Genomic DNA, 23,827 nt, shown 5'->3' on the forward strand with positions numbered 1-23,827 from the left:
TCCTTACCCCTTTACAGAAGCGGCAACAGCACTTCTGATAATAGCGGCCACTTCTTTTACTTGTTTTTCAGTAATAATGAGCGGAGGAAGAAGCCGGATAACTGCGCCGTGCCTTCCTCCTACTTCTAAAATCAGGCCTCGTTTAATGCATTCACTTTGAATCCGGGTTGCCAGCTCAGGGTTTGCCGGCAGACTTCCTGATGGAGACGGTGAAAAGGCCGGATCAACAACTTCTACACCGAGCATTAAGCCTCTTCCCCTTACGTCGCCGATCACTGAAAACTCTTCTTTTAATGGTGTCAGCTCTTCAATAAAAAGCTCTCCCATTTTTTTTGCATGCTGATCGAGACGTTGTTCTTTAATGTATTTCAGGCTCGCTGTTCCCGCTGCCATCGCCAGCTGATTTCCTCTGAACGTCCCAATATGAGCACCTGGTTCCCAAGCATCAAGGTCCTTATCGTAAACAACGACGGAAAGAGGAAGACTGCCACCGATTGCTTTAGATAGGACAAACACATCTGGTACAATACCGGCATGTTCAAAGGAAAACATTTTTCCTGTTCTTCCAATGCCCGTTTGTACTTCATCGATAATCAGCGGAATTCCCCGCTCTTTCGTAATTCGTCTCATTTCCTTGAGCCACTCGATTGGTGCAGGAATCGAACCGCCCTCTCCTTGTACCGTTTCAAAAATCATTGCAGCCGGTGGAAGAATCCCGCTTTCAGGGTCGTCCAGCATGTTCTCAATGTATGCACTGCTTAGGAGATGACTTTCTTCCCCTCCTTTTCCAAAGGGACAACGGTAGGTGTAAGGGTATGGTAAAAAATGTGTATCAGGCATTAGTCCTTGTACGTTTTTTTTCGGTTCCAAATTTCCGCTCACAGACATCGTTCCATGAGTCGAACCGTGATACCCTCCATGAAATGTGAGAATGCTTTGACGCCCTGTTGCTGTTTTAACCAGCTTCAGTGCTGCTTCAATCCCATCCCCTCCAGTCGGTCCGCAAAACTGAACCTTGGCCCGTTCACGAAATCCGTCTGGTAAAGAAGCGAACAATTCGTTTACAAATGCTTCTTTTACAGGCGTTGTCAGGTCTAATGTATGTAATGGTGTCTGGTCTTTCAATACCTTCTCTATAGCTTCAATTACCACGGAGTGATTATGCCCTAATGCGAGTGTCCCTGCCCCCGCTAAACAATCCAAATACTGATTCCCATCCACATCCGTCACATGAATCCCTTCTGCCTTATTCAAAGCTAACGGAATTCTTCTCGGATAAGATCTTGCATTTGATTCTCTCAGCTCCTGCTGATGAAGCAGCTCACTATTTAAACTTTGTTCCTGAACGTTCATTCTCAACATCTCCAATCTATAAAAGGGATTTAGCTTTCTTATATGGTGCATACTGCAATGTTAATTGATAATGATTCTCATAATCAATGGTAATTGAGAACTATTATCATTGTTATTTGTTAAACCAGCGTCAGTCACTATGTCACATTTCTTCACTAAAGTGTTGCTGTGATAGGAATTTGCACGAACAATAAAATAGCCACCACGATAAGATTTTAATAAACAAAACAAGTACAAAGGCCCAGGAATCAGAAGGGTATTCTTTTCCCTCTTTCGACTTGCAAAAAGTGAGCCGCTCTCTCTGGTTTAATCCATCTTTTTCATGTGCCGCATTAAAATGGAGGAAGATTAATGTTTTTTGTTATCGCAGTCGCGTAGGAAAGTTTAGGAGGAAGGTTCTCTTTTCTAACGGAGAATAGAGAAGGAAGGGTCGGGGGCGTTTTGGGTTGTACAGCCGAAGATTGCATAAACAAGTCAATGAGGTTCTTACCTTTTTATAGTTAACAAATAAAAAGACCAAGCCTGTCTTTTGACAGGCTTGGTCTTGGAATTCGTTCATGCTGCTACTTATTCTTTTCGCGCAAGCAGGCTTCGTGCAAGGCAGATAACTCCTTTTCCAGCTGATCGAGTAATCCTTTTCCCTCTTCCTCTTTAATAAGGTTCAGGCGAATGGCAAAATCGATTTCGCGGGAAAGTCCGAACATCTGTGTATCTAAAACTTCCTCATAAAGAGGACATTGAGGCATGGTTAAGTTTGACATCTGCACTTCAATGAGATTCAAAATTTTCTGAGCATCTTCTTTTAGAAGGGCATACGCTTTTTCACTCTGTCCGGATAACGTCTCAATTGACATTGTCATCCCTCCTATTATCCAAAAGAAACTATCCCTACTTATTTATATTATCTTCTACGAATAGAAAATGCAATAGTTTCGCCACCCTTTAAAGATGAATCAGAAGATGCTCAGGTCGTATCTTGATGACAGTGCTTCCAGGAGCTTCATGCCTGCAATGCTGTTTCCTTTATCATCAAGTGCAGGTCCGTAGATGCCGATTCCAAGTCCGTGGGGGATGGATGCCATGATCCCGCCGGACACCCCGCTTTTTGCCGGAATACCAACACGAATAGCAAATTCACCGGAAGCGTTATACATCCCGCAAGTAACCATAAACGTTTTTAGAATTCTCGATATGTGAAGGGGAATAATGGGACGGTGAGATTCCACGTGCCTCCCTTCATTCGCAATAACATAGCCGATTTTAGCCAGGTCCTGACAGCTCACTTCAATCGCACATTGTTTCGTGTAAAGATCTAGGAGATCTTCAACGTCATCATCAAACACACCGTGCTGTTTCATAAAGTAAGCAAGAGACCGGTTTAAATGTGCAGTAGCCAGTTCCGAATTTGCCACATGTTCATCATAGTGGATTTTCGGATTGCCTGTGAGCTCATGGATGAACGATAAAAGCCTGCCTAGTTTTTCTTCCGTTGTAGTTCCGGCAATCATGGAAGTAACAGCAAGGGCCCCCGCATTGATCATTGGATTTAACGGTTTATTCGGCTTATTTGTCTCAAGCTTAATAATGGAGTTAAACGGATCTCCCGTTGGTTCCATCCCAACCTTTGAAAAAACTTCTTCCACACCTTGATCCATTAGGGCCAGAGCCAGACTTAACACCTTGGATATACTCTGCAGTGTAAAGGTCTCCTCTACATTTCCGACTGCCGCGCACGTCTTCCCGCCATCGTATATGGCTAAAGAAAGGACAGAGGAATCCGCTTCCTTCAGTGCAGGAATATAGTCAGCTACTTTCCCATCCTTTGTATATACCCTCGCTTCTTCAATCATATAATTTAAAACTTCTTTGTCTTCACAGATCATGGATATCCCTCCTGAAAAGAATCGATATGTGACAAATCATGCTATAGCTTTTATAATTTAGAAAGTAGATCCGTTAAACCGTATTTTAGGAGTGAGTTATATGAGTCAGCAGGAAATGATTGTTACGATTACCGGAAAGACCAAACATACAATCACACTCGACCCGGGTGCGTTTATGTTTGATAAACGAAAAGTAAATATGGATGAATATCTGCAGGCGGAACCATCTGTCTATGAAGAAACAAAAGACGAAGACAACCGGTCTGCGTTGGCATGGGACAGTCACAGAAGCGGCATGAAAATACGAAACGAAAATGATATCAACGTCGACCGCAATGCCCTTAAGTCTCAGAGCTTCGGGATTCCTCTTACACCATTTTTAGAAAACGCTTCCCCCAGTCAGGAAGCTGAAACGATTGTATTCGAAAAACAAGATGGATCAGAAGTGGAAGTACCTTATGAAACACATAAGACCACAATCTTAAAGTTTTCCCACAAAGGTGGTCCGCTGAAAGAAACAGGGCCCGTGCATGTTTATGACGGAACAAACAACGAGAACCCTTACACACACGTGGTAAAAATTGTCGTACGCTGAATTAAATGTATCAATGATTTAATATTACCTAATTAATAAGTACGTAAACGTAAAGAGGTTGACTCAAAAGGTCGTTTCTTACCTTTCGAGTCAACCTCTAACCAATTAGCGGAGCCGCTGCCCTCTTTAAAGAGACCGGCAGGAGTGGTTTCTCTCCTGCCGGTCGAACAGCGTGCGCAGCTGTTGCCACTCTGCTTTGGCCTCTTGAAACCAGCCTCTTACCTTGTTACTTTACCTTCTTCCAGTACGCTGCTTCCTGACTTGATCTGAGCGGTGGAAACGTATCGCCTGATTCAAGGGTGATCTGTGATTCATGCTCGGTAGGTTCAGATTTCTTCCTTCCGTCTGTCAGACCATCAAACTCATACTTTCCATTTGCCGGCGCCTTCTCTCCTGTTTTGTAACGATCCGCCATTTTAACACTCTCCTTATAAATAGTATTGACACTCATCCTATTGCCGGGCCTTTCTGCTATTAAACCCTCAATTTACCAAATCCTTCGACAGTCCCTAGACTTTTGGATGATTTTTGAATTTTCAGGATTTTTCCGTTTTTCATACGGACAAGTCGGGAAGGTCAACCTGTGTAGTTAAATCGTTTTTAGGAGGTTTTTTTATTGTTTAAACGCATTGACCGGCTTCAAATTGACCTGCCACGCCCAAAGCACCCGGATCCTGATTCTGCCGGCGCGATTCAGGAGCTTCTCGGCGGCCGCTTTGGTGAGATGTCCACACTTAACAACTATATGTTTCAGTCCTTCAACTTTCGGAGCAAAAAGAAGTTGCGTCCCTTTTATGAGTTGATTGCCAGTATTACAGCAGAAGAAATGGGTCACGTGGAACTCGTCTCCAATACGATAAACCTCTGTCTTGACGGATCGATTGGCAACGGAAGTACAAATCCGGACGACACCCCTCTTCGGGATGCTCTTGGAATGGGAAACAAGTTTAATTTTATCTTAGGGGGACAAAATGCTGTTCCTGCAGATTCAGCAGGAAAAGCCTGGACCGGAGATAATGTTTTCTCCAGTGGTAACCTTGTAGATGACCTCCTGCATAATTTTTATTTGGAATGTGGAGCCAGAACACATAAAATGAGGGTTTATCAGATGACAGATAACGAGGCTGCCAGGGAATTAACCGGCTACCTTCTTGTCCGGGGAAGTGTTCACGCAGTTGCGTATGCAAAAGCACTTGAAACGGTAACAGGTGTAAATATGATGAAGATGCTTCCTGTCCCAAGCCTCGATAACTCCAAATTTGACTACGCCAAAAAATATGAAGACGAAGGTTCACACTTAAAGCTGTACCGCTTCAGTGATGATGACTACAACTTGCTTGACCGTATATGGAACGGTCCTACCCCGATCGGGCCTGCAGGTGAACTTGAAGTGGTTGATGGAACCCCTGAAGGCGGAGAGATACCGGATCTTCAGCAAATCCCCGAAGAGTTCGCTCCAGGGTTTGATGAAGAACAGTTCCGAGAGCTGTCCAAAAAACTAAAATATGAAGCAGGAATGTAAGAACAAATCCGCAAGCGCCTTGATCACGAGCGATAAAGAAAACTTGGCTTTTCCCAATGGTGGCGAAAGCCTTAGTTGCCCTAATGGTTTAGTACAGACATTTGAGGGAGTCCATCAGATTGAAGCCGCTATGCAGGCTTCAGCTACGAGCTTAACCTCCTGAAAAGCGGTGAGTTGCTTCGACGTTTCTCTAACCTTCCATGTATTGTCGATAGTAAATGTTTGGCTTAGTCCACGATCAATTAACCACACAGGTATAAAAGTACGATAAAAGTTAGTAAAAAAACTTCCTATTTGTGATAGGATAATTTGTTCTTCAATCAAAAAGGTATTTATTGGTTTTTACATCCAATATACCTTTTGTCATTATATTTTAAATAACAATGAGCTTCAGTAAGAGATTTCAATCCATGTAACAAAAAACGCCGTCCTTAAGATAAGGAAGTTCTCAAACTAAAGGATGCTTATCTTCCTTAAAAATGGATCTAAACAAGCCAAAAATATCCAAGTTCTTATACATAACTTGTATTTTTGGCTTGTTACTTTTTCACGATTCAAAACCTCATTTACTTATGATAAGGTTCACCTTAAACAGGGTAATATCTTGAGGTACAAATTCTCACCTAATTTAGGATCGGTGGAGAAATGACCACACCGAAAGGTGCATCCCCAACCGTAACAGTGTCAACAACAGTATTAGTAGCAGTATCGATGACCGATACCGTAAAATCAAAAAAGTTTGCAACATAAGCGCGGGTACCGTCAGGCGTAACGGCGATAATAGCCGGTACTTCACCCACTGGTATCGTGTCAATTACCGTCTCAGTTGTTGTGTCGATGACCGAAACGGAATTATCAAAGCTATTTGTGACATAAGCTCGAGTGCCATCGGGAGTGAATGCGACATAAAGCGGGAAGTCACCGACAGTTATCGTGTTATTGACCGTTTCAGTTGTTGTATTAATGACCGATACCGTATTATTAATAGAATTTGCTACATAAGCTCGAGTGCCATCGGGAGTATACGTTACACCTGTCGGTCTATCCCCAACCGTAATTGTGCCAACAACCGTATTCGTCACCGTGTTGATGACAGAGACATTATCATCTGCACTATTCGTGACATAAGCTCGAGTACCATCGGGATGAATAGCTATACTTAACGGCTCACCGCCTACCGTTATCGTATCAACGACAGTGTTGAATGTCGTGTTAATCACTGAAACAGTATTATTGCCGTTATTTACGACATACGCTCGGGTCCCATCGGGTAAAACAGCAATATCAACCGGTGCATCCCCAACCGTTATCGTGGAAAAGACTGTATTAGTAGTGGTGTCGATCACCGAGACGGTATTGTCATCCAAATTTGCAACATAGACCCGAGTACCATTAGATGAAATCACGATACCTCCGGGTAAGTTACCGACTGGTATAGTGTCAATTACCGTATTGGTAGCGGTGTCGATCACCGAGACGATATTTTCAAAAAAGACTGTCACATATGCAAATACAGATATTGGTACAATGCCCATTTTATCACCTTCCTGTTTTCATTTTTCTTATAATAACCTCTACGAGAGGAACTGGTATTTTACATTTCTTAGCAAGATCTAAATTGCTGATTTTCGGATTTTCCTTAAGTTCTTTCTCAATATTTGTGTACATGTCTTCTTTCTTCAAGTTATCCATCTCCCTATTAAAAAGTATATAATTGCTTATTACTACATTTCATTTATTTCAATATTGAAAACACACCGGCCTCATTGTCTAAAAATCATGGAAGTTGTAATTTAGCGATTTCACAAGTAGAGAATGCAACATTCACGATGGTCCCAACGTCAATATCCAATTGTCCGTAAACGATGCCAAGGACCACTCTTTTAATGGAAACCTCTTGAGCAAAGGAAGCTTGCCGCGTTCTTAGATTAACGATGGAAGTAATGAGGGTTTCCATTAACTCTCTCATCTGTCCCTCGACACTATGACATTCGCCCGGGAAATCCATCGGAGGTTCAAGCTGATTTCAGGACGGGGGAGAAACAGCTGGCCGGTAACAGGCGAAATGGTAACGACCAATGTACCGTTCGTCTCATCGGTGACAGATACTAAAAAGTCGTCCACATTGTCAATCGTGACTAAAAACAAAAATGGGAGTTCATTCGGTTAATCAGCGACCGTGGCAAGAATGACCTACTGATTGCATTCTGCATGGAGGATACAGCAGTCGCAAAGGCTGGCTTAAGGGCCGGTTGGACCAGGGATTCCGTTATGTCTGCCCATAGAGCTCACTCCTTTTGTTTATATACTGTTATTAATATGTTTTTATAGTTCAAACGTTCAAATGACCCATTATTAGAAAGGTTTAGTTTATCTGTGTTTACATACGTCTGAGAGTCTTAAGCCTCTTGACCCCTTCTCTGGCCGACTTGGTTATTGGCAGGAAAGGTTCGGGTGTCCTGCCTGCCGAAAGCAGTATAGGAATCGGCAACTTTGAACATGTGGTGGTTGCCATTGGTGATAACATACAGGCAAGTATCTTCACCACACTTGTATTAAAAGAAATAGGTGGAACGAGGGTCTGGGTAAAAGTACAAAACATGTATCATAAGAAAGTGCATGAAAAGATCGGCGCAGATCTCGTTGTTCATCCGAAATTTAATTTAGGCAAACGAATTGCCCACAATATGTCCTCGGAAAAGAACATTGATTTCATTGATTTGTCTGAGGATTACTGCATAGTGTCAGAAGCTACGGCTGGAACGGGACTGGAACTTATCTGAGCGGCTTATACGCAGGAACGATCAGTAGCCGCATAGATGACCTACCCGACACTTTTGATCTGGGCATCAGACCATTCGAAGGAAATGCCTGGTTTGTTAAAATACCTGTTGAAAAGAAAGGAGAATCAAAGACGGTACTGGTTAACACAGTGAAAGAATCTGGTGAAACCTCTCTTTCCTATAACACAGTTACCTTTCACCCTACTTCAACAGCGATTTCCATGAACAGCACCTACCATGAAGAATATAATGAGGAGTTCCACTTGCTGGACTTTCACATTATCGATGAGAGCGGCCGTAGTATTCAGCATGCAAGCGGGAGTCGCAACCGTCAGGTGAAAAAGGGCTTATACCTGAATGAATATACGTTCTTCTATGATCCTTTAAAAGAGAAGCCAGAACAACTAACCATTACACCTTTTCTTTTCGATACAACTGAAAAAACGATCACACATGTGCGTGCAGACTGGGAAAGTAAACCTGTCACTCTCTCGCAGGGAGAAGTGGGCAGCGTACCTGTTCTTGATGTTGTATCAGAAGACCATGCTACTTAATCACCTACAAGCTGGACGCGTAAACACGTTTCTTACCAGAGCCAGTCTCTGTGGATGGAAGATAAAGAAGGGAATGAATACGACGCTTTCAGTCCCCAGAGTTCAATCAGGTTACCCGGGAATACAGACTGGCATTGGAGAAGGTTACCGATCTTGATGGCAGCCGGATCGTCACAATCGAACAGGTCCGCGTTCAATTTTCCGAAGACTTACAAGTGACTATCACGATTGAATAACATGTTGCCCGGTGTGCATCAGACACCGGGCATATATTCGCACACAAAATAATCCATATTTATCCATTTTTAAGGGTATTTATTGCATTTCGATAAACAAAAAAGGAAATTCCCCCGATGGAAACGAATGGTCATAGTTAAAAAGAACTGCAACAAATTCTGTCAAAGGGAGACCGATATCATGACAAAGCTGTCGATTAATGGAAAGGCCATTACGATTTTTGGATTTATCCTCTTTCTTGCCATCACCCTCACTTACGCATTAACCATGCATTTTGCAAATGCAGATTCATCTGAGACTGCTGCGACAACCTATCCGGACAAAATTATGGAACAGGTCCGCCAAAGTCTTGGCGAAAGAAAACATTCCACTAACCTCGATGAAGAAATTATGGCTCTTCCAAAAGCCGAGGTAATGGACCTTTATTTTGATGCTCACGGCCGGACAAAAGGCTTCGGGCCCGAGATGCGGGAAGTTGTCCTGATGATTTTCGGCGTGAATCTTGATGCGATTTCGTCTATGGAAAAACTCGGTGTTTCCATTTTCTCCAAAGGCATATGGATCACCCGGCAGCCCCACGACCTGTTTGTCCTTCATTCCGGTAATAATGATGTAGACGTCATGATTTATCCGACAGACTACTTTACAGAAGAAACCGGACTCGACGGGCTGCCTGAAAAATTAACAGATCGTTTGAAAGAGCTGGGATTTACCTATAATGAAGAACTTGAAGCTTATTATTATGAGCATCCGGACGGGGTTCCGATCCCGGACGAAGAAAAGCACCCGATCATGGGAGCCATACTCAAGACGATCGAAGAAGATTACAGCCACTTACTGAATTAAGTATGCCGGGAGAGTTGTGCACAAAAAAGGTAACATGAAAGGGTTTGTTCCCTTTCATGTTACCTTTTTGCTATTTTCCGCTTTTCGCCATCTGACGTGCAGGAGGAGCATGGATTGCTTTACCAGTCAGTCCTTCCACAGCTTCGAGCCAGTTCTCATTCAGGCTTGGGTGAGGATAATAAGGATAGCTTAAATCCTCATCTCTCGCTGCCATTTCAAGGGCAGTAACGCCGTTGGAGATGAGCTCAACAGCTCCTTTGCCGATCGCATGAAACCCTAACAGAACATCGTTCGTCTCATCCACCACGATTTTTGTTTTTCCATCTTTGCTGCCAGTAATGCTTGCGAACCCGTTTCCGCCTGATGCAAATTCGCTTACCTTCACCGAATATCCCTGCTCTTTTGCCTCGGCTTCTGTTAAACCGACCGAAGCTACAGGAGGATTCGTATGAGCCACTTTCGGAATAAAATGAAGATCAAAAACCGAATGGCTGCCCCCGGCGTTTTCTGCTGCCACTTTCCCCTGTTTAAGGGCTTTGATGGCAAGTAGCGGACCAGGTGTAATATCACCGACTGCATAAATGGAGGGAACATTGGTCTGTGCCCGGTCACTCACTTCAATATAGCCTTCGTCGTTCACTTCCACGCCCGCTCTGTCGAGACCGAGATCCTGAATACGGGGCCTTGGAACAGAAGAAACAAACACATGACTCGCTGTTAGTTCTTCTCTTCCTTTTACTGATTCATAGTTTAGTAAAACCTCGTCCCCTGCATTTTCAATGGAAGTGACCTTTGCTTTTTTCACAACAGCAATTTTCTGCTTTTTCATCACTCTCAGCAGTTCCTTATCAATGCTTGCATCGAACCCGAAGTTATCTGCTTCAAGCACCACGGTCACTTTCGCCCCGAGCTCCCGGTAACCAAACGCGGCCTCCAGGGCAATATAGTCGTTGCCTGACACGATGAGGTGCTCAGGTACTGTTTCGAGTTTGAATACCGATGTTGTATCCAGGATGCACTTGTGGTCAGGTTTGGCCCAAATCGGGGCTTCATACGTGCTGCCGGTTGCCAGGATCACCTGTTTAAAGCGGTACGTATCAAACTGGTGACCGTGTTCCACACCAATTCTGTCATCAGATAAAAATGATGCTTCCCCATAAATAACATCGATTTTGTGAGCTTTACACAATGCTTCTACCCCTTTTCGGAGGCCTGTGACAACCTGATCGCGCCATGCGTGCATCTGATGGAAGTGAAAAGTCACTTCCCCGGTCTGGATTCCAAACTGGGAAACCTTACGTGTATCAGCCAGGGTGGACGTGCTGTGGGTGAAGACTTTCGAAGGAATACATCCTTCATTGAGACATACGCCCCCCAGATGTTCTTTTTCAACCAAAGTGACGTCAAGACCGAGCTGGGCTGCGCGGATTGCTGCTGAATAGCCCCCTGGCCCTCCCCCGATGACAATGAGATCTCTTTCCTGAATCAGTTCTCCCACAACCATTTACATCATCTCCAGCATCATCTTAGTAGGATTCTCGATAAGTTCTGCAAACCGGCTAGTAAAAGCAACAGCAGTCGCTCCGTCTGCAACCCGGTGGTCAAAACTCATACTCATGTTCATCATCTGGCGGATCACAATCTCATCATTGACCACAACCGGCATTTTTTTCGTTTTATGAAAAGCAACAAGAGCCACTTCCGGGTGGTTGATAATCGGTGTAGCACCTGTACTTCCCAGAGGTCCTACATTACTCACTGTAAACGTTCCTCCGGTGAGGTCTTTTTTGCTGAGCTTATTTTCTTTAGCGAGCTGCATGACACGCTTCATCTCATCGTTAATCGCTGTAATGGACAGCCGGTCAGCCCCCTGCACGACAGGAACAATAAGGCCTTCATCTGTATCTGCGGCAAGACCGATATTGTACTCCTCTTTCAAGACGATTTCCTCTTTTTCTTCATCGAGGACAGCGTTGAATACAGGGTATTCCTTTAAGGCAAAAACAAGGGCTTTAATAAAGAAGGATGCTACACTTACAGGTTTTATCCCTTCTGCCTTCAGCTCTTCACGAAGCTTCATGACATTTGTGACATCCACTTCATCAAAGTGGGTAACGTGAGGGATTGTCATAAGGGAGTGCGTCATTTTCTTTCCGATCTGCTTGCGCCGTCCGCGGTAAGGAATCGTCTTTCCGGCACGGACAGGAGCAGCTTCTTCCTTTTTCTCTGAGACCGGCTCTCGGGCTTGCGGCGCTTCCTCATGGGAGGTCTCCTCAGCTGTCTTTGTCGGTCCTTCTTTCATAAAGCGGATTACATCTTCGTCCGTTACCCGTCCTGCAGGGCCGGTCCCGGAGACCTGTTCAATATCCACCTTATTTTCAAGCGCAATCCGTCTTGTGTACGGAGTAGCAAGAACCCGTTCTGACTGTCTTTCGGCCCGGCCTTTGTTGATTTTCATTGTAAAAGAAACAGGTTCTTCTTTTTCCTGTGAGGCCTTGCTTTCGTGAGGTAGTGCAGCAGCCCCCTCTTTTTCAAGAACAATGACCGTTGTCCCGACGGTAACAACTTCCCCTACTTCAGCAAGGATTTCTTTTACCGTCCCGGCTACCGGGGATGGAAGTTCGGCGCTCACTTTATCTGTCTGTACTTCGACAAGCGGTTGATCGATTTTCACCTGATCGCCTACATTCACAAGGTACTGGGTAATTTCTCCTTCAGTCATTCCTTCTCCTACATCGTGCAGTTTTACTTCGACCATAGCCATTCCCCTCCTAAAACGTGACCGCTTCTTTAATTGCGTGCTTCACTCGTGCCGGTGTTGGCAGATATTCTTCTTCCAGGGCAAAAAACGGAAATGGCGCGTCAAACCCTGCCACTTTTGTCATTGGTGCACGTAGATATAAAAACGCTTCATCATTAACCAGCGCCATCACATCATTGCCGGCGCCTCCTGTTTCAGGAGCTTCATGAACAATAACGACCCGTCCGGTTTTTTTGACAGACTCAACGATCGTTTCCCGGTCGAGGGGGTACAGCGTTCTAAGATCGATAAGCTCACAGGAAACGCCCTCCCCGGACATTTGTTCAACTGCTTTCTGGGCAACGCTCACCATGTTTCCCCAGGCAATAACCGTCACATCCTCACCTTCAGTGATCGTCGCGGCTTTGCCGATTTCAACCGTATATTTAGATTCAGGAACATCTGCTTTAAAAGCCCGGTAGCTCCTCATGGGTTCCATAAACAATACCGGATCCGGATCTTCAATGGCTGCGATTAACAGTCCTTTTGCATCGTACGGATTCGAAGGTACCACAACCTTGATCCCCGGCATGTGTGTAAAAAGAGCCTCTACACTGTCCGAATGAATCTCAGGTGCCCGGATGCCTCCCCCGTATGGTGCCCGGATGACCATTGGCACACTGAACTTACTCAAGGTTCTGCTGCGGATCCGTGAAGCATGAGTCATGATCTGTTCATACGCAGGATAAACAAACCCGAGAAACTGCATTTCTGCAATCGGGCGGAACCCGTTAATGGCAAGACCGATGCTCGTTCCGACAATCCCTGCTTCCGCAAGGGGCGTGTCAATCACACGGTCTTCACCGAATTCATGGACAAGGCCTTCAGTTGCTCTGAACACACCGCCATTTTGTCCCACGTCCTCACCAAGCACGAGGATGTCGTCATGTTCTCTCATCATCGTCCTCATCCCGTCCGTTACAGCCTGAACGAGAGTCAGTTTATTTGTTTTTACTTCAGTCATCGTTTTTGTGGTCATACCGTTTCACCCCGTTTTTGAGATAGGTACGCTTCTTTTTGCCGCTCCAGCGGCCAGACAGGCTCCTTGAATACGTGATCAAAAATATCGTTCACGTCAGGCTCTGGGTAATTTTCCATTTCCCCTACCGCTTTTTCGATCTCTTCGTCACACTGCTTTAACATCTGTTCCTTCCAGGCCGCATCCCACATACCCTGTTTTTCCATATACCGCTCCAGTCTCAGGAGAGGATCAATTTGATTCCGCTTTTCAAGGCTCAGTTCCTGGTCCCGGTATTTAGTCGGGTCATCGGCTGTCGTGTGAGCCCCGTACCGCCATGTAACAGCTTCAATGAGTGTCGGCCCTTCACCCCTGCGTGCTTTTTCAATCGCTTTTTGTGTTTCAAAGTACACAGCAAACACATCGTTCCCATCCACTCGTACTGAATTCATATCGTAGGCAAGCCCTTTTTGGGCAATGGTTTTGGAGTTCATCTGCTTCTCGATCGGGACACTGATGGCATACCCGTTGTTCTGGTTAAAAAAGACGACCGGTGCTTTAAAGACACTGGCAAAGTTCAGCCCTTCATGAAAATCCCCTTCACTCGTCGCTCCGTCACCGAAATAAGCAATGGCAACACGGTCTGTGCCTTTTCTTTTTTCAGCCAGGGCTGCCCCTGTAGCATGGGGGAGCTGTGTGGCGATCGGAACCGCCGGCGGGAATATGTTTTTTCCATCCGGTGGCACACACCCTTCGACACGGCCTTTCCAATAAAGCATGATCGTTGAAACAGAATGCCCGAATGTAAGTGTTGCAGCATGATCCCTGTATGTAGGAAACATCCAGTCTCCTTCTCCAAGGGCCGAGGCACTGCCAACCTGGGCCGCTTCCTGTCCTTCGAATGGTGCATAGGTACCGATTCTTCCCTGCCGCTGGAGGTTCACACTCTTTTTATCGAGCGTTCGGGCTCTGAGCATTTTTGTGTACATTTCTTTAATCAACTCTTCTGTCAGGTGATACGATGAATCAGTGAGGTTTCCCTCTCCATCCATGACCTGCCTGATTGGGAACTTGTTTTCCATTTCCGTCATCTTAATCCCTCCAAAGGCTTTTTTAATTGCGCACTTGCCACTTCAACCGTTTATTATGAGAAAAAAAGCTGTTTCGTTTTTTGCGGCTTTCGATCCTTGCTTCGCAAAAGTCATTTGCCGCCTCATTGGTGGAAATACCCCGGATGTCTGATTGCAGGTAGATTTCTGTGAGGGTTTCATAAATCGCCTTCGTGCCCCGGAGAACACGTTCTTTATTAGGTCCGTACAGTTCATCTGCCACTTGAATAAGACCGCCGCTGTTCACGATGTAATCCGGTCCGTAAAGAATTCCCCGGTCACAAAGCATATCTGCGTGTTTCATATGAAGGAGCTGGTTGTTTGCAGAACCTACAATCGCTTCAAACTTAAAGCGCCTGATGGTTTCATCATTAATAATTCCTCCGAGGGCGCAGGGTACGAAGATATCTGCTTCTGCTTCGTAAATATCGGGACCCGAAACAATTTTGACACTTCCCCCGAGCTGCTCGGATCGCATGCTGATTTGAAGAAGCGCTTCCTGATTGATGTCTGAAACAAAAAGCTCGGCCCCTTCGGCAAGAAGGGCTTCGGCTACTTTAAAGCCGACTTTTCCAAGACCTTGAATGGCATAACGCTTCCCTGCAAGAGAATCTGTACCATAAAGCATTTTGCACGTGGCTTTCAGTCCGTAAATAACCCCCAGTGACGTCGGCACAGAAGAATCCCCGCTTCCCCCGTAGGCTTCCGGGACACCGACAATGCAGTTCGTTTCTTTTCGTGCATGAACAAAATCGTCTGGCGTGGTTCCCATATCTGTTCCTGTATAAAAACGTCCGTTCAATGACTCTACAAACTGTCCGAATGCCCGAAACAATTCCGGCGACCTTTCTGTGTCCGGATCACCGATAATGACCGCCTTACCCCCGCCGAAATCAACGTCTGCTGCGGCACATTTGTAAGTCATCCCTTTTGACAGCCGTAGAACATCCTCCAGTGCCTCATCCACACTTGCATACGGCCGCATACGGCATCCGCCCAAAGCCGGGCCAAGTGTTGTATTATGTATGGCAATAATTGCTTTTAACCCTGTGTCTTCATCGTTACAAAACACCACCTGCTCGTGTTCACTGATTTTTTCAAATGATAGCATCGGTCTGCCCCCTTTTATACACCCTTTGAGAGTCTTCTAATCTCTTTAGTACAGCAAAGTAAGTAAGCGCTTTCATAATCAGACAGACTTGGTTTTCGCCTGCTCGATTTTCTCCCTCAGGTCTTTTTTCGGTAAAATAAACTGTGTAACTTCACCTTTTCCTGCAAAGGTGTCGCCATGCTTCACTTCAAGCTCACAAACGATTTTATTTTTGACCAGTTCCGTGAGTGTTGCTTTGACAGTGAGTTGCTCTCCTGCAGGTGTAGGCGATAAATGTCTTACTTTCACTTCAGCCCCGATTCCTTCCTCGTGCGCTTCAATGTATGGCAGAATGATCTGTCTCGCTGCCCATTCCATATGATAGACCATCGTCACTGTTGAATAGGCCGGATGAACAACGTTCCCCTCAAATTGCGCATACATTTCAGGCGTGACAACCACATCGATTGCCGCCTCCTGCCCTGCTTTCATACCAGGTTTCATCGCTTAACCTCCTTTACACGGAAATGACGATTCTATAACGTTAGAATAACACCGCGTTATAAAAACGTCAATTACATTTCACAATTTTCAGAATCGCGGGATAAAAAATCAGAATAATTTCTCAAAAGAATCCAGAAACAAAAAAACTGAGAACATTTCTGTCCTCAGCCGGATTTTAACTTATGATTTCGTCTTGTTTGTTCGAAGATAAATCCCGCATACCCTTCGCTTTCTTCGCTAGTGCTGGTGCTCTCCAGGCAATCCGCCTCCCTCAACATACCCGGAGCAGGATGTTAAAAAGGAGCGTTATCTTTATAAATTCTGATTAATCCCTTCTATTACGGTTCTGTATTGTGCCATCATCAGGTTGAGAAGCTCTTTAACTGTTGGGACATCACGTATAAGACCTGCAATCTGACCGCCGTTGATATGCCCTTTTGCAAGCTTCCCTTCCAACGCTCCGCGGATATGGCTTGCTTCATCGGCTATTGTATCAAACTCCTCCAGAGTCGTCCCTTCTTTTTCAACTTCAGCCAGAAGTGATGCATAGGGCGTTTTAACGAGCCGTCGTATTTTACCCACTGAGCGGCCTACGATGATTGTATCCACATCAGTGGACTCCAGAAGCTTCTTCTTATAAGCCTCGTGTACAAGAGCCTCTTTCGTTGCAATAAACCGCGTACCCATCTGGACACCTTCTGCTCCGAGGCAAAGGGCTGCAGCTAGACCTCTCCCGTCACCAATGCCTCCGGCAGCCACTACGGGCACACTCACAGCATCAGCGATTTGCGGAATAAGTGTCATCGTTGTCGTTTCATCATTGGAGTTGATTCCGGCAGCTTCGTATCCTTCTGCAATAACAACATCAGCACCTGCTTCTGCTGCTTTAACCGCCTGCTTAACAGAAGCAGTCACAACCATCACTGTAACGCCAGCTTCTTTCAAAACGGGAACGAGGGGCTTGGGATTGCCCGCCGATAATGAAACTGCCGGGACGTTGAAATCCAGGATAAGTCTGAGCATCTCTTTCACATCGGGCTGTACGCGGATCGGAATATTTACGCAAAACGGACGGTCCGTCAGTTCTTTCATTCTTGCAAGCTCCGTTCTCACGTGATCTGTTGAGAATGTACCAACGCCGAACGTTCCAAGTCCCCCCGCTTCCGAAATAGCCGCTGTAAGCTCTGCGTGACTGATGTTCCCCATTCCCCCCTGGATAATCGGGCAGTCGATATGTAATAAATCTGTAAGTCTATTCATATTTTTTCTCCCCTCGTTAAAAAAATGTTATACTCAGCTTATCATAAAAACAGGAGGCGTTCCTATGATTTATCCGTATAATAACAAAACACCGCAAATTGATGAAAGTGTATTCCTGGCCCCCGGATCTCAAGTTATTGGTGATGTAACGATCGGGAAAGGATCGAGTGTCTGGTTTAATGCCGTCCTCCGGGGGGACGAGGCACCTATTCGTATCGGTGAACGATGCAATATCCAGGACAACTCCACACTTCACCTGTATGATGAGTTTCCTCTTATTTTAGAAGACGAAGTATCGATTGGACATAATGTCATCCTCCACGGATGTACAGTAAGAAAAGGATCGCTTATCGGGATGGGTGCAACGATTCTGGACGGTACGGAGATCGGTGAATGGTCACTCATCGGGGCCAACACCTTCATCCCTTCAGGCAAAAAAATCCCTCCCCGTTCACTGGTTATCGGCTCTCCGGGAAAAGTCGTACGGGAGTTAACAGCTGATGATTTTGCTCTTATCCGTCTGACCATTGATACATATTACCAGAAGGGCAAGGAATTTAAGGAACAGCTTGTACGCTGAATTAACAAAGAGGTCAGTTCCAAAAGAATAATACCATTGGAACTGACCTTTTTTTAATCTGTATATTACAGCTTGTCCTCATCCAGATGCTCGGCAATCATATCTTCAACGTCGTGCATTTCGTTTACATCGATAAGATTCGTTTCTTCTGCGATTTTAACCATTTGAACAGAAAACATAGAATAGTAGTGGTTGCCCTCGGACAAGTCTTCATAAAAATCATCAACCACAGCCCCGTCATGCTGTTCATTTTCAATATCGTCGAGGTGCGTGCGGCTCCAGTTTTTCAGCTGCGTCCCTGTGTGACTCGATCGCTTTTAGATACTCCTGACGTGCAAAATCCCACTCATCTGTTTCCAGCTCAAGCCGCTGTAAATCACGGTGAGCCTTGGCCACAACTTCTGCAAATCTCTCATAGTGATAGTTTACATTAACATTATTCTCCAATGATTTGCCCACGTTTTCCAAATTAAAGGTATATTCATGGCCGTTTTCACCCTCAATAACTTCAATGAATTTAATCATATCATTCTCTAAATCTTCTTCACTGGATTCCACAGCAATTCCGATTCCAGGGTAGGCACCTTCATATTCAAAACGTTCAAATCCATTATCCTCTTCGTTTTCTCCGGATGCCTCTTCACCATCTGATCCAATGGTGGATTCTTCGCTTTCTTCAGGTTGAGTATCATCTTCTTCAGAAGCTTCAGCTGACGCCTCATCTGATCCCTCACTGCTCCCGGGCTTGTCATCTTCTGAAGTCATACTCTCTTCTGTCTGATCATCCGTTTCGTTTACAGCAACTTCTTCCTCACCGCTTCCGCAGGCGACGAGTGCGAGCACCGCTGCCATTGATATCCCTAACCACTTTTTTTTATCCTGAACCCTTCCTTTCTGAGCAAACCTATCCGTATCTTACAAAATTTCACCTGGAAAATAAACAAAAAAGGAAATTTTTTTAATTCAAGTAACAGGACTCATAATTCAGTCATAACTATTAAAGAAATTGTCAGTTAGTATCGAATGACTATCAATGAATGAGTTAATAATTTCTATTACAAGGTATACTGAGAACCCCGGCTGTTAAACATTGAAAGCGTTCATCTGCTTCTTGTTTGCACCCACCACCATCCTCGTTCCACATATTTTTCGGTTCGCCAGCTTTTATACCCGTAAATGCAGTTAAAGGTGCCAGTCCCTGTATATACAGCCCCTGCCACCTTTATTTATCCGTATACCCCCAATAGGTGTAAAAATGAAACACCTGCTATGGAAACGGTAACTCCTGCAGCCAAGGTGATGAGTATTATCTTCGTATCTCTCATCTCAAGCCAGATCAGAACACTGACAACTACCGTACCTAAAATTCCGAAAAACAGTGCTGCCAGAGGATTGGTCGGAGTAATCCAGTCATACCAGCTGATAAAGTCCACCTGATCACATCCTTCTTTATGATTGATTACGGGAACAATCGGTGCTATGGCATTCGAATTCTTCTGCTTATTACTAAGAAAGAGTTCCTTGAAACGTTTCTTTTATTTCATAAGCAGCTATCTCAAAGCCTGCAACAAGGCCCTGATAAAGACCGTCGCGGTATGTTTGACCCTCCCCTCCTCCTTTTTTTCTGTTTGATTTTGCAGACCCCTCGAGAGCTTTGATAAGTTCCTTGATTGTCTCCGGCGTCTTTTCGCCGTCACTTTCAATTAAAATTCCAAGATCTTTTACTGTTCCTTCATAGCTCATGGCAATCCCCTCAAACATGCCTTGCTGAAATTCCTGGGGGATATTGTTTATCTCTGCTTTTGCTTCTTCAGGGATCTGGTCATAAAAAGCATTATCGGCCTGGAGACCAACACTTTCCCTGCTTTGTTTCATCGCTTCTTCAGCTTTTTTCAAAAACATCGTTTTAATATTTTTCAATTCGTAAATCAAAGCTTCATCTCCTCTTTTATAATCAAATTCCCTTGCAAGACGGTTTACTACAAACGTAAAAGCTGCGTTCATTCCCGCATTAAACAATGCTTCATCTGCATCTCCCTGCTGTTTATCCCTTGCTGTTGTCCGGGCCATCTTAGAAAAGTCCAAAATACAGTCTTCTATTTTTGCCCCGCGAAACATTCTCTTACGATAGGCTGTCATTTGGTAATAAAACCCTTCTTTATTTAATTTTACCATTATATGTAAACATATGTAAACAAAAATCACACAATATTCCATGTGTGATTTTCCCTTTCTATCTATAATCTTGGTATTCTCGGAGAGACAGCCTTCTCCCATCACAAAATGAATTCCGTCCTCAGAAACAGCTATACACTGTACTTCTTTAGGATTTTTTTCCTCATTATGCCCTGTATAGATCAAGTACAGTTTATCTTGAAACACAGCAGCACTTCCTGAAAAGCATCCACCTTTTTCGTAATCAAACTCAGGAGCCAGGGCTACAGGCAGTGCCACCCAGTTAATAAGGTCTTTGCTCTTTGCATGCCCCCAGTGCATGGGTCCCCATTCAGCTTCATAAGGGTAATATTGATAAAAAACGTGATACTCCCCTCTGAAAAACACTAAACCGTTAGGATCGTTAATCCCCCCTATTGGAGCTGCGATATGATACCCAAGACGATATTTAGTATTCTTGACCTCATTTTCATTTTTCTTTAATAAAGTGATTTGCTTGTTCAATTGAGTATGTCCTAGTATTCAATTTACTGTCCTCCCGTTACTTGACTGCTCCGTCAGAAACGCCACCAATGATATGACGTTGCAAGAATAGGTAAATAATGATTACTGGCAACAGAACCATTAAGTAAGATGCAAAAGCTAAATTGTAGTTAGCTGCATACTGTGATTCAAATACGTACTGCATCAGAGGTAAAGTCCAATCACTTGATCGTTGTAAAATGACTAATGGCATTAAGAAATCGTTCCAAATCCAAATAATGTTTAGTACTAAGAGTGTCACAGTCATTGGCTTAAGCATTGGGAAAATAATATACCAATACATCCGAAACACACCACACCCGTCAATTAAAGCTGCATCTTCAATTTCTCTAGGTATGGATTTAAAATATGCTACGTAGAGAAAGACACATTGGAAAAGTCCATATGTTGCATACAGAATAATCAGACCCCATTTGTTCAACAATCCAAATGTGCTAAGTTGTTGGACGAGTGGCAGCATCATAACTTGAAAGGGAACAAACAATCCACTTACAAAAAAGTAGTACATAATACGATAAAACATTTGGTCTTGATTTCTAGCGATTGCAAAAGCAGCGATCGAACCCAAAAATATGATTAAGACAACAGAAATACTCGTGATGAAAAAAGAGTTCAAAAATGCGCCAAAGTAGTTTGACATTTCTGCTGCCTGTATAAAGTTACCAAAGTTTAAACTGCTCGGTAAAGTAAAGAAGGATCTGGATGATTCTTCAGGTGTCTTAAATGCCGTTACGATTGTTAAATAAAGAGGGAACAGAATGAAAAGCGCACCAACTCCAATGAACAGATATAGCCCTATCTTACGTAAGGTATTGGATGACATTTACAACTGCACCTCTCTTTTTCTTAAAATACTGATCTGAATAACGGAAACAACGATGATGAAAATGAATAATACGATGGCGACTGCAGACCCATAACCAAAACGGTTATTTAAAAAGCCCAGGTTATAGATGAGTAGTGTGACTGATTCAGTCGCAAATCCAGGCCCGCCTCCCGTCAAGGCTACAATGTAGTCATAGACCATCAGATGCTGCTTCATCGCCAAAATAAGGCATATTGTAATTGAAGGAACAATCAACGGTAAGGTGATTTTAAAGAACTTTCTTAGCCCACTTGCTCCGTCAATGGCTGCAGATTCATAGATATCTTCAGGTATTGTTTGAAGACCAGCCATGTAGATAACAATTAAGATAGCCGCTCCTTGCCATACAGTAACTACGACCAATGCCCAAAACACAGTATCTTGATTACCAAGCATATTCATTTGAAGTGCTTCAATATTTAACCGATCACCTAAATAAGGAATGACACGGTAATAAATTTGCTTCCAGATATACCCTATAATTAAGAGACTTAAAACTGCCGGCACGAAAAAGATAGCTCGAAATGTGTTACGAAATTTAATCTTCTTGACCAATGCCATTGCAAATGCTAACGCGATTACGTTGGAAAGTACAGTGGAAACAAATGCATATTTCACAGTAAACATTAATGCATTTAAAAATCGATTATCTTGAAGGATCGTGATGTAATTGCTAATTCCTATGAAATCCCTCGTCCTACTCACGCCATCCCAATTCGTTAAACTCATATAGATCGCACTGAGTACTGGATAGACATAAAATAACATGAGTAAAACCAGTCCTGGGATTAATAGAAGAAGGTACCCCTTTTTTAAGCTTGTATAAGCGCTGTTCTTCATTATTTTTACCTCCAGGTGTTAAGTAAAAGCCCTCTCACTACCGATCATGAGAGGGCGTGTTTACGTTAATTTCGATAGCTTTCAAACATGTTGTCTAAGTCTTCCAAGTACTGATCTATGTCTTGATGATTAAAGAAGTTTTGAGTATGGCCACGGAAGTCCGCTTCCGCCGCAGTTCCACCTGCCCAATAATGATTTGGCCAGTTTGTAATTTGGTCGTTCTCTACATGTGGAAGGAGTCCTTGTAAGATTTCGTCATTGACCTCCACACCTTCCACTGCACTAAAAGATCCATCCATATCAGCGAATTGTTGGGCCTCATCAATTAAAAACTCAACAAACTTTAACGTTTCTTCAGGATGATCTGTGTCCGCTGCAATAGATAATCCTACGTCTACCCCTGAAATTGTAACGTTTTCCTCTGGGTTATTCGTTTGAGGGAATGGAAAGTAACCAAACTCTTCATCAAAATTATCATTCATGTCTCTTAGAGTTGGCAGTATCCAAGCACCCATAAAGTACATAGCTCCTTGACCATTGGCAAATAAGTCGTTACCTTGATCATAGTCTGTTCCCATATGATCTCTTTGAGCATACTGTAGAGCTTCTAACATCTTCTCAGACGCTTCTTCCCACTCAGAGCTGCCAACTACATTTTCTTCACCATTATTGAAGCGCTCCCAATAATCTTCATCGAATTGTTGAGCAATAAAGTTCAGATTAAAAATTGATGTCTGGTCAACATTCTGGTTACCCATAATGACTGGGGTAACATCATTTGCATCCAACTCTTCCATTACTTCAATAAGTCCGTCCCATGTTTCTGGAACCTCTAAATTGTGGTCATCAAAAATAGTTTTATTATACAATACTCCATTGGCATTCAGAGATAAGGCGGCACCATACATTCTGTCATCTACAAGGTATCTATCTTGAATTTCTGGATTAATCTTTTCTATAAAGTCCTCATCCGTGATATCCAACAGGTAATCGTTGTTTGCTCGTAATACATAGTCTTGCTCAACAGGATAAGTAATAAAAATATCTGGGACATCGCCTGTCGAAAAACGTGTTGTTAAAACAGTCATCCCGTCTGGAACAGTATTTTGCTCTACCTTAATACCTGGATTTTCTTCTTCAAATTGATCAATTAACGTGTCAAAAGTATTAACTGCTTCCGCTTTCACCTGGAAAAATTCAATTGTAGTGGCACTTTCCGCACCTTCTGTTGGTGATTCAGTATTGTTACAAGCAGCTAAAATAAGGGCTGCGCCCATAACCGATAATAACGAAAAACTCTTTCTCATTTGTTATCTCCTCCTTGGTACTA

The 23,827-nt window shown here is 43.8% G+C and carries 26 protein-coding genes; 6 read left to right on the top strand and 20 right to left on the bottom strand.

The window, feature by feature from the left end:
* Positions 1-3: 3 nt before the first annotated feature.
* From JSY36_RS09120 to glsA, 3 genes are all read right to left on the bottom strand, one after another.
* A complete protein-coding gene (locus tag JSY36_RS09120) occupies positions 4-1,353 on the bottom strand; it encodes an aspartate aminotransferase family protein (RefSeq protein ID WP_205166143.1) in 1,350 nt (449 codons plus the stop codon).
* A gap of 563 nt (positions 1,354-1,916) precedes the next feature.
* Entirely contained in the window at positions 1,917-2,207 is a 291-nt protein-coding gene (locus JSY36_RS09125; RefSeq protein WP_122897250.1) for an Fpa/YlaN family protein, read from the bottom strand.
* A 99-nt stretch (positions 2,208-2,306) separates the two neighbouring features.
* Positions 2,307-3,236, bottom strand: a complete 930-nt coding sequence (glsA, locus tag JSY36_RS09130; protein ID WP_205166144.1) for a glutaminase A — start codon at positions 3,234-3,236, stop codon at positions 2,307-2,309.
* A gap of 100 nt (positions 3,237-3,336) precedes the next feature.
* On the opposite strand from glsA, the gene JSY36_RS09135 reads away from it, so the two are divergent.
* Positions 3,337-3,831, top strand: a complete 495-nt coding sequence (locus JSY36_RS09135; RefSeq protein WP_205166145.1) for a peptidyl-prolyl cis-trans isomerase — start codon at positions 3,337-3,339, stop codon at positions 3,829-3,831.
* A 226-nt stretch (positions 3,832-4,057) separates the two neighbouring features.
* On the opposite strand, the gene JSY36_RS09140 is transcribed toward JSY36_RS09135, so the two are convergent.
* Entirely contained in the window at positions 4,058-4,246 is a 189-nt protein-coding gene (locus tag JSY36_RS09140; protein WP_205166146.1) for a YjzC family protein, read from the bottom strand.
* 201 nt (positions 4,247-4,447) lie between these two features.
* Here JSY36_RS09140 and JSY36_RS09145 point away from each other — a divergent pair, with 201 nt between their 5' ends.
* Entirely contained in the window at positions 4,448-5,353 is a 906-nt protein-coding gene (locus JSY36_RS09145; RefSeq protein WP_205166147.1) for a manganese catalase family protein, read from the top strand.
* A gap of 623 nt (positions 5,354-5,976) precedes the next feature.
* On the opposite strand, the gene JSY36_RS09150 is transcribed toward JSY36_RS09145, so the two are convergent.
* Both JSY36_RS09150 and JSY36_RS09155 read right to left on the bottom strand, forming a co-directional pair.
* Positions 5,977-6,888: a YVTN family beta-propeller repeat protein gene (locus tag JSY36_RS09150; RefSeq protein ID WP_205166148.1), complete on the bottom strand. Its 912-nt coding sequence runs from the start codon at positions 6,886-6,888 to the stop codon at positions 5,977-5,979.
* Positions 6,889-6,892: 4 nt separating this feature from the next.
* Positions 6,893-7,036, bottom strand: a complete 144-nt coding sequence (locus JSY36_RS09155; protein ID WP_205166149.1) for a winged helix-turn-helix domain-containing protein — start codon at positions 7,034-7,036, stop codon at positions 6,893-6,895.
* A 725-nt stretch (positions 7,037-7,761) separates the two neighbouring features.
* Between JSY36_RS09155 and JSY36_RS09160 the strand changes: the two genes are divergently transcribed.
* The 3 genes from JSY36_RS09160 (at position 7,762) to JSY36_RS09170 (ending at position 9,773) form a co-directional block, all read left to right on the top strand.
* Positions 7,762-8,136, top strand: a complete 375-nt coding sequence (locus JSY36_RS09160) for an NAD-binding protein (protein ID WP_336511465.1) — start codon at positions 7,762-7,764, stop codon at positions 8,134-8,136.
* Positions 8,137-8,273: 137 nt separating this feature from the next.
* The gene (locus tag JSY36_RS09165) at positions 8,274-8,690 is read left to right on the top strand and encodes a DUF5643 domain-containing protein (RefSeq protein WP_236784724.1); all 417 of its coding nucleotides are present in this window, start codon (positions 8,274-8,276) and stop codon (positions 8,688-8,690) included.
* 417 nt (positions 8,691-9,107) lie between these two features.
* Positions 9,108-9,773: a hypothetical protein gene (locus tag JSY36_RS09170; protein WP_205166151.1), complete on the top strand. Its 666-nt coding sequence runs from the start codon at positions 9,108-9,110 to the stop codon at positions 9,771-9,773.
* Between the two features lie 70 nt (positions 9,774-9,843).
* Here JSY36_RS09170 and lpdA read toward each other — a convergent pair whose 3' ends face one another.
* From lpdA to JSY36_RS09205, 7 genes are all read right to left on the bottom strand, one after another.
* Complete coding sequence (gene lpdA, locus JSY36_RS09175) at positions 9,844-11,277, bottom strand: dihydrolipoyl dehydrogenase (protein WP_205166152.1); 1,434 nt, start codon at positions 11,275-11,277, stop codon at positions 9,844-9,846.
* The gene (locus JSY36_RS09180; protein ID WP_205166153.1) at positions 11,278-12,531 is read right to left on the bottom strand and encodes a dihydrolipoamide acetyltransferase family protein; all 1,254 of its coding nucleotides are present in this window, start codon (positions 12,529-12,531) and stop codon (positions 11,278-11,280) included.
* A gap of 13 nt (positions 12,532-12,544) precedes the next feature.
* Entirely contained in the window at positions 12,545-13,552 is a 1,008-nt protein-coding gene (locus JSY36_RS09185; protein ID WP_236784701.1) for an alpha-ketoacid dehydrogenase subunit beta, read from the bottom strand.
* Positions 13,549-14,613, bottom strand: a complete 1,065-nt coding sequence (gene pdhA, locus JSY36_RS09190; RefSeq protein ID WP_205166426.1) for a pyruvate dehydrogenase (acetyl-transferring) E1 component subunit alpha — start codon at positions 14,611-14,613, stop codon at positions 13,549-13,551. Before pdhA ends, JSY36_RS09185 begins: the two co-directional genes overlap by 4 nt.
* 31 nt (positions 14,614-14,644) lie before the next feature.
* Positions 14,645-15,751: a Leu/Phe/Val dehydrogenase gene (locus tag JSY36_RS09195; protein WP_205166154.1), complete on the bottom strand. Its 1,107-nt coding sequence runs from the start codon at positions 15,749-15,751 to the stop codon at positions 14,645-14,647.
* Between the two features lie 78 nt (positions 15,752-15,829).
* Positions 15,830-16,234 carry a thioesterase family protein gene (locus JSY36_RS09200; protein ID WP_205166155.1) on the bottom strand — a complete coding sequence of 135 codons (405 nt, stop codon included), beginning with the start codon at positions 16,232-16,234 and terminating at the stop codon, positions 15,830-15,832.
* A gap of 312 nt (positions 16,235-16,546) precedes the next feature.
* Positions 16,547-17,494, bottom strand: a complete 948-nt coding sequence (locus tag JSY36_RS09205) for an NAD(P)H-dependent flavin oxidoreductase (RefSeq protein WP_205166156.1) — start codon at positions 17,492-17,494, stop codon at positions 16,547-16,549.
* A 64-nt stretch (positions 17,495-17,558) separates the two neighbouring features.
* Here JSY36_RS09205 and JSY36_RS09210 point away from each other — a divergent pair, with 64 nt between their 5' ends.
* A complete protein-coding gene (locus tag JSY36_RS09210; protein ID WP_205166157.1) occupies positions 17,559-18,074 on the top strand; it encodes a gamma carbonic anhydrase family protein in 516 nt (171 codons plus the stop codon).
* A 65-nt stretch (positions 18,075-18,139) separates the two neighbouring features.
* On the opposite strand, the gene JSY36_RS09215 is transcribed toward JSY36_RS09210, so the two are convergent.
* From JSY36_RS09215 to JSY36_RS09245, 7 genes are all read right to left on the bottom strand, one after another.
* Positions 18,140-18,304, bottom strand: coding sequence for a hypothetical protein (locus JSY36_RS09215; RefSeq protein ID WP_205166158.1), 165 nt, complete (start codon positions 18,302-18,304; stop codon positions 18,140-18,142).
* A 22-nt stretch (positions 18,305-18,326) separates the two neighbouring features.
* Positions 18,327-18,926, bottom strand: a complete 600-nt coding sequence (locus JSY36_RS09220) for a hypothetical protein (protein ID WP_205166159.1) — start codon at positions 18,924-18,926, stop codon at positions 18,327-18,329.
* 374 nt (positions 18,927-19,300) lie between these two features.
* Positions 19,301-19,507: a hypothetical protein gene (locus JSY36_RS09225; RefSeq protein ID WP_205166160.1), complete on the bottom strand. Its 207-nt coding sequence runs from the start codon at positions 19,505-19,507 to the stop codon at positions 19,301-19,303.
* 73 nt (positions 19,508-19,580) lie between these two features.
* Entirely contained in the window at positions 19,581-20,753 is a 1,173-nt protein-coding gene (locus tag JSY36_RS09230; protein ID WP_205166161.1) for a glycoside hydrolase family 32 protein, read from the bottom strand.
* 37 nt (positions 20,754-20,790) lie between these two features.
* The gene (locus tag JSY36_RS09235) at positions 20,791-21,615 is read right to left on the bottom strand and encodes a carbohydrate ABC transporter permease (RefSeq protein ID WP_205166162.1); all 825 of its coding nucleotides are present in this window, start codon (positions 21,613-21,615) and stop codon (positions 20,791-20,793) included.
* Positions 21,616-22,497, bottom strand: a complete 882-nt coding sequence (locus tag JSY36_RS09240; protein WP_205166163.1) for a carbohydrate ABC transporter permease — start codon at positions 22,495-22,497, stop codon at positions 21,616-21,618.
* A 65-nt stretch (positions 22,498-22,562) separates the two neighbouring features.
* The gene (locus tag JSY36_RS09245) at positions 22,563-23,804 is read right to left on the bottom strand and encodes an ABC transporter substrate-binding protein (RefSeq protein ID WP_205166164.1); all 1,242 of its coding nucleotides are present in this window, start codon (positions 23,802-23,804) and stop codon (positions 22,563-22,565) included.
* Positions 23,805-23,827 lie beyond the last annotated feature (23 nt).

It is taken from the genome of Alteribacter salitolerans (assembly GCF_016901055.1).
In the GTDB taxonomy this organism is placed as follows: Bacteria; Bacillota; Bacilli; order Bacillales; family Salisediminibacteriaceae; genus Alteribacter; species Alteribacter keqinensis.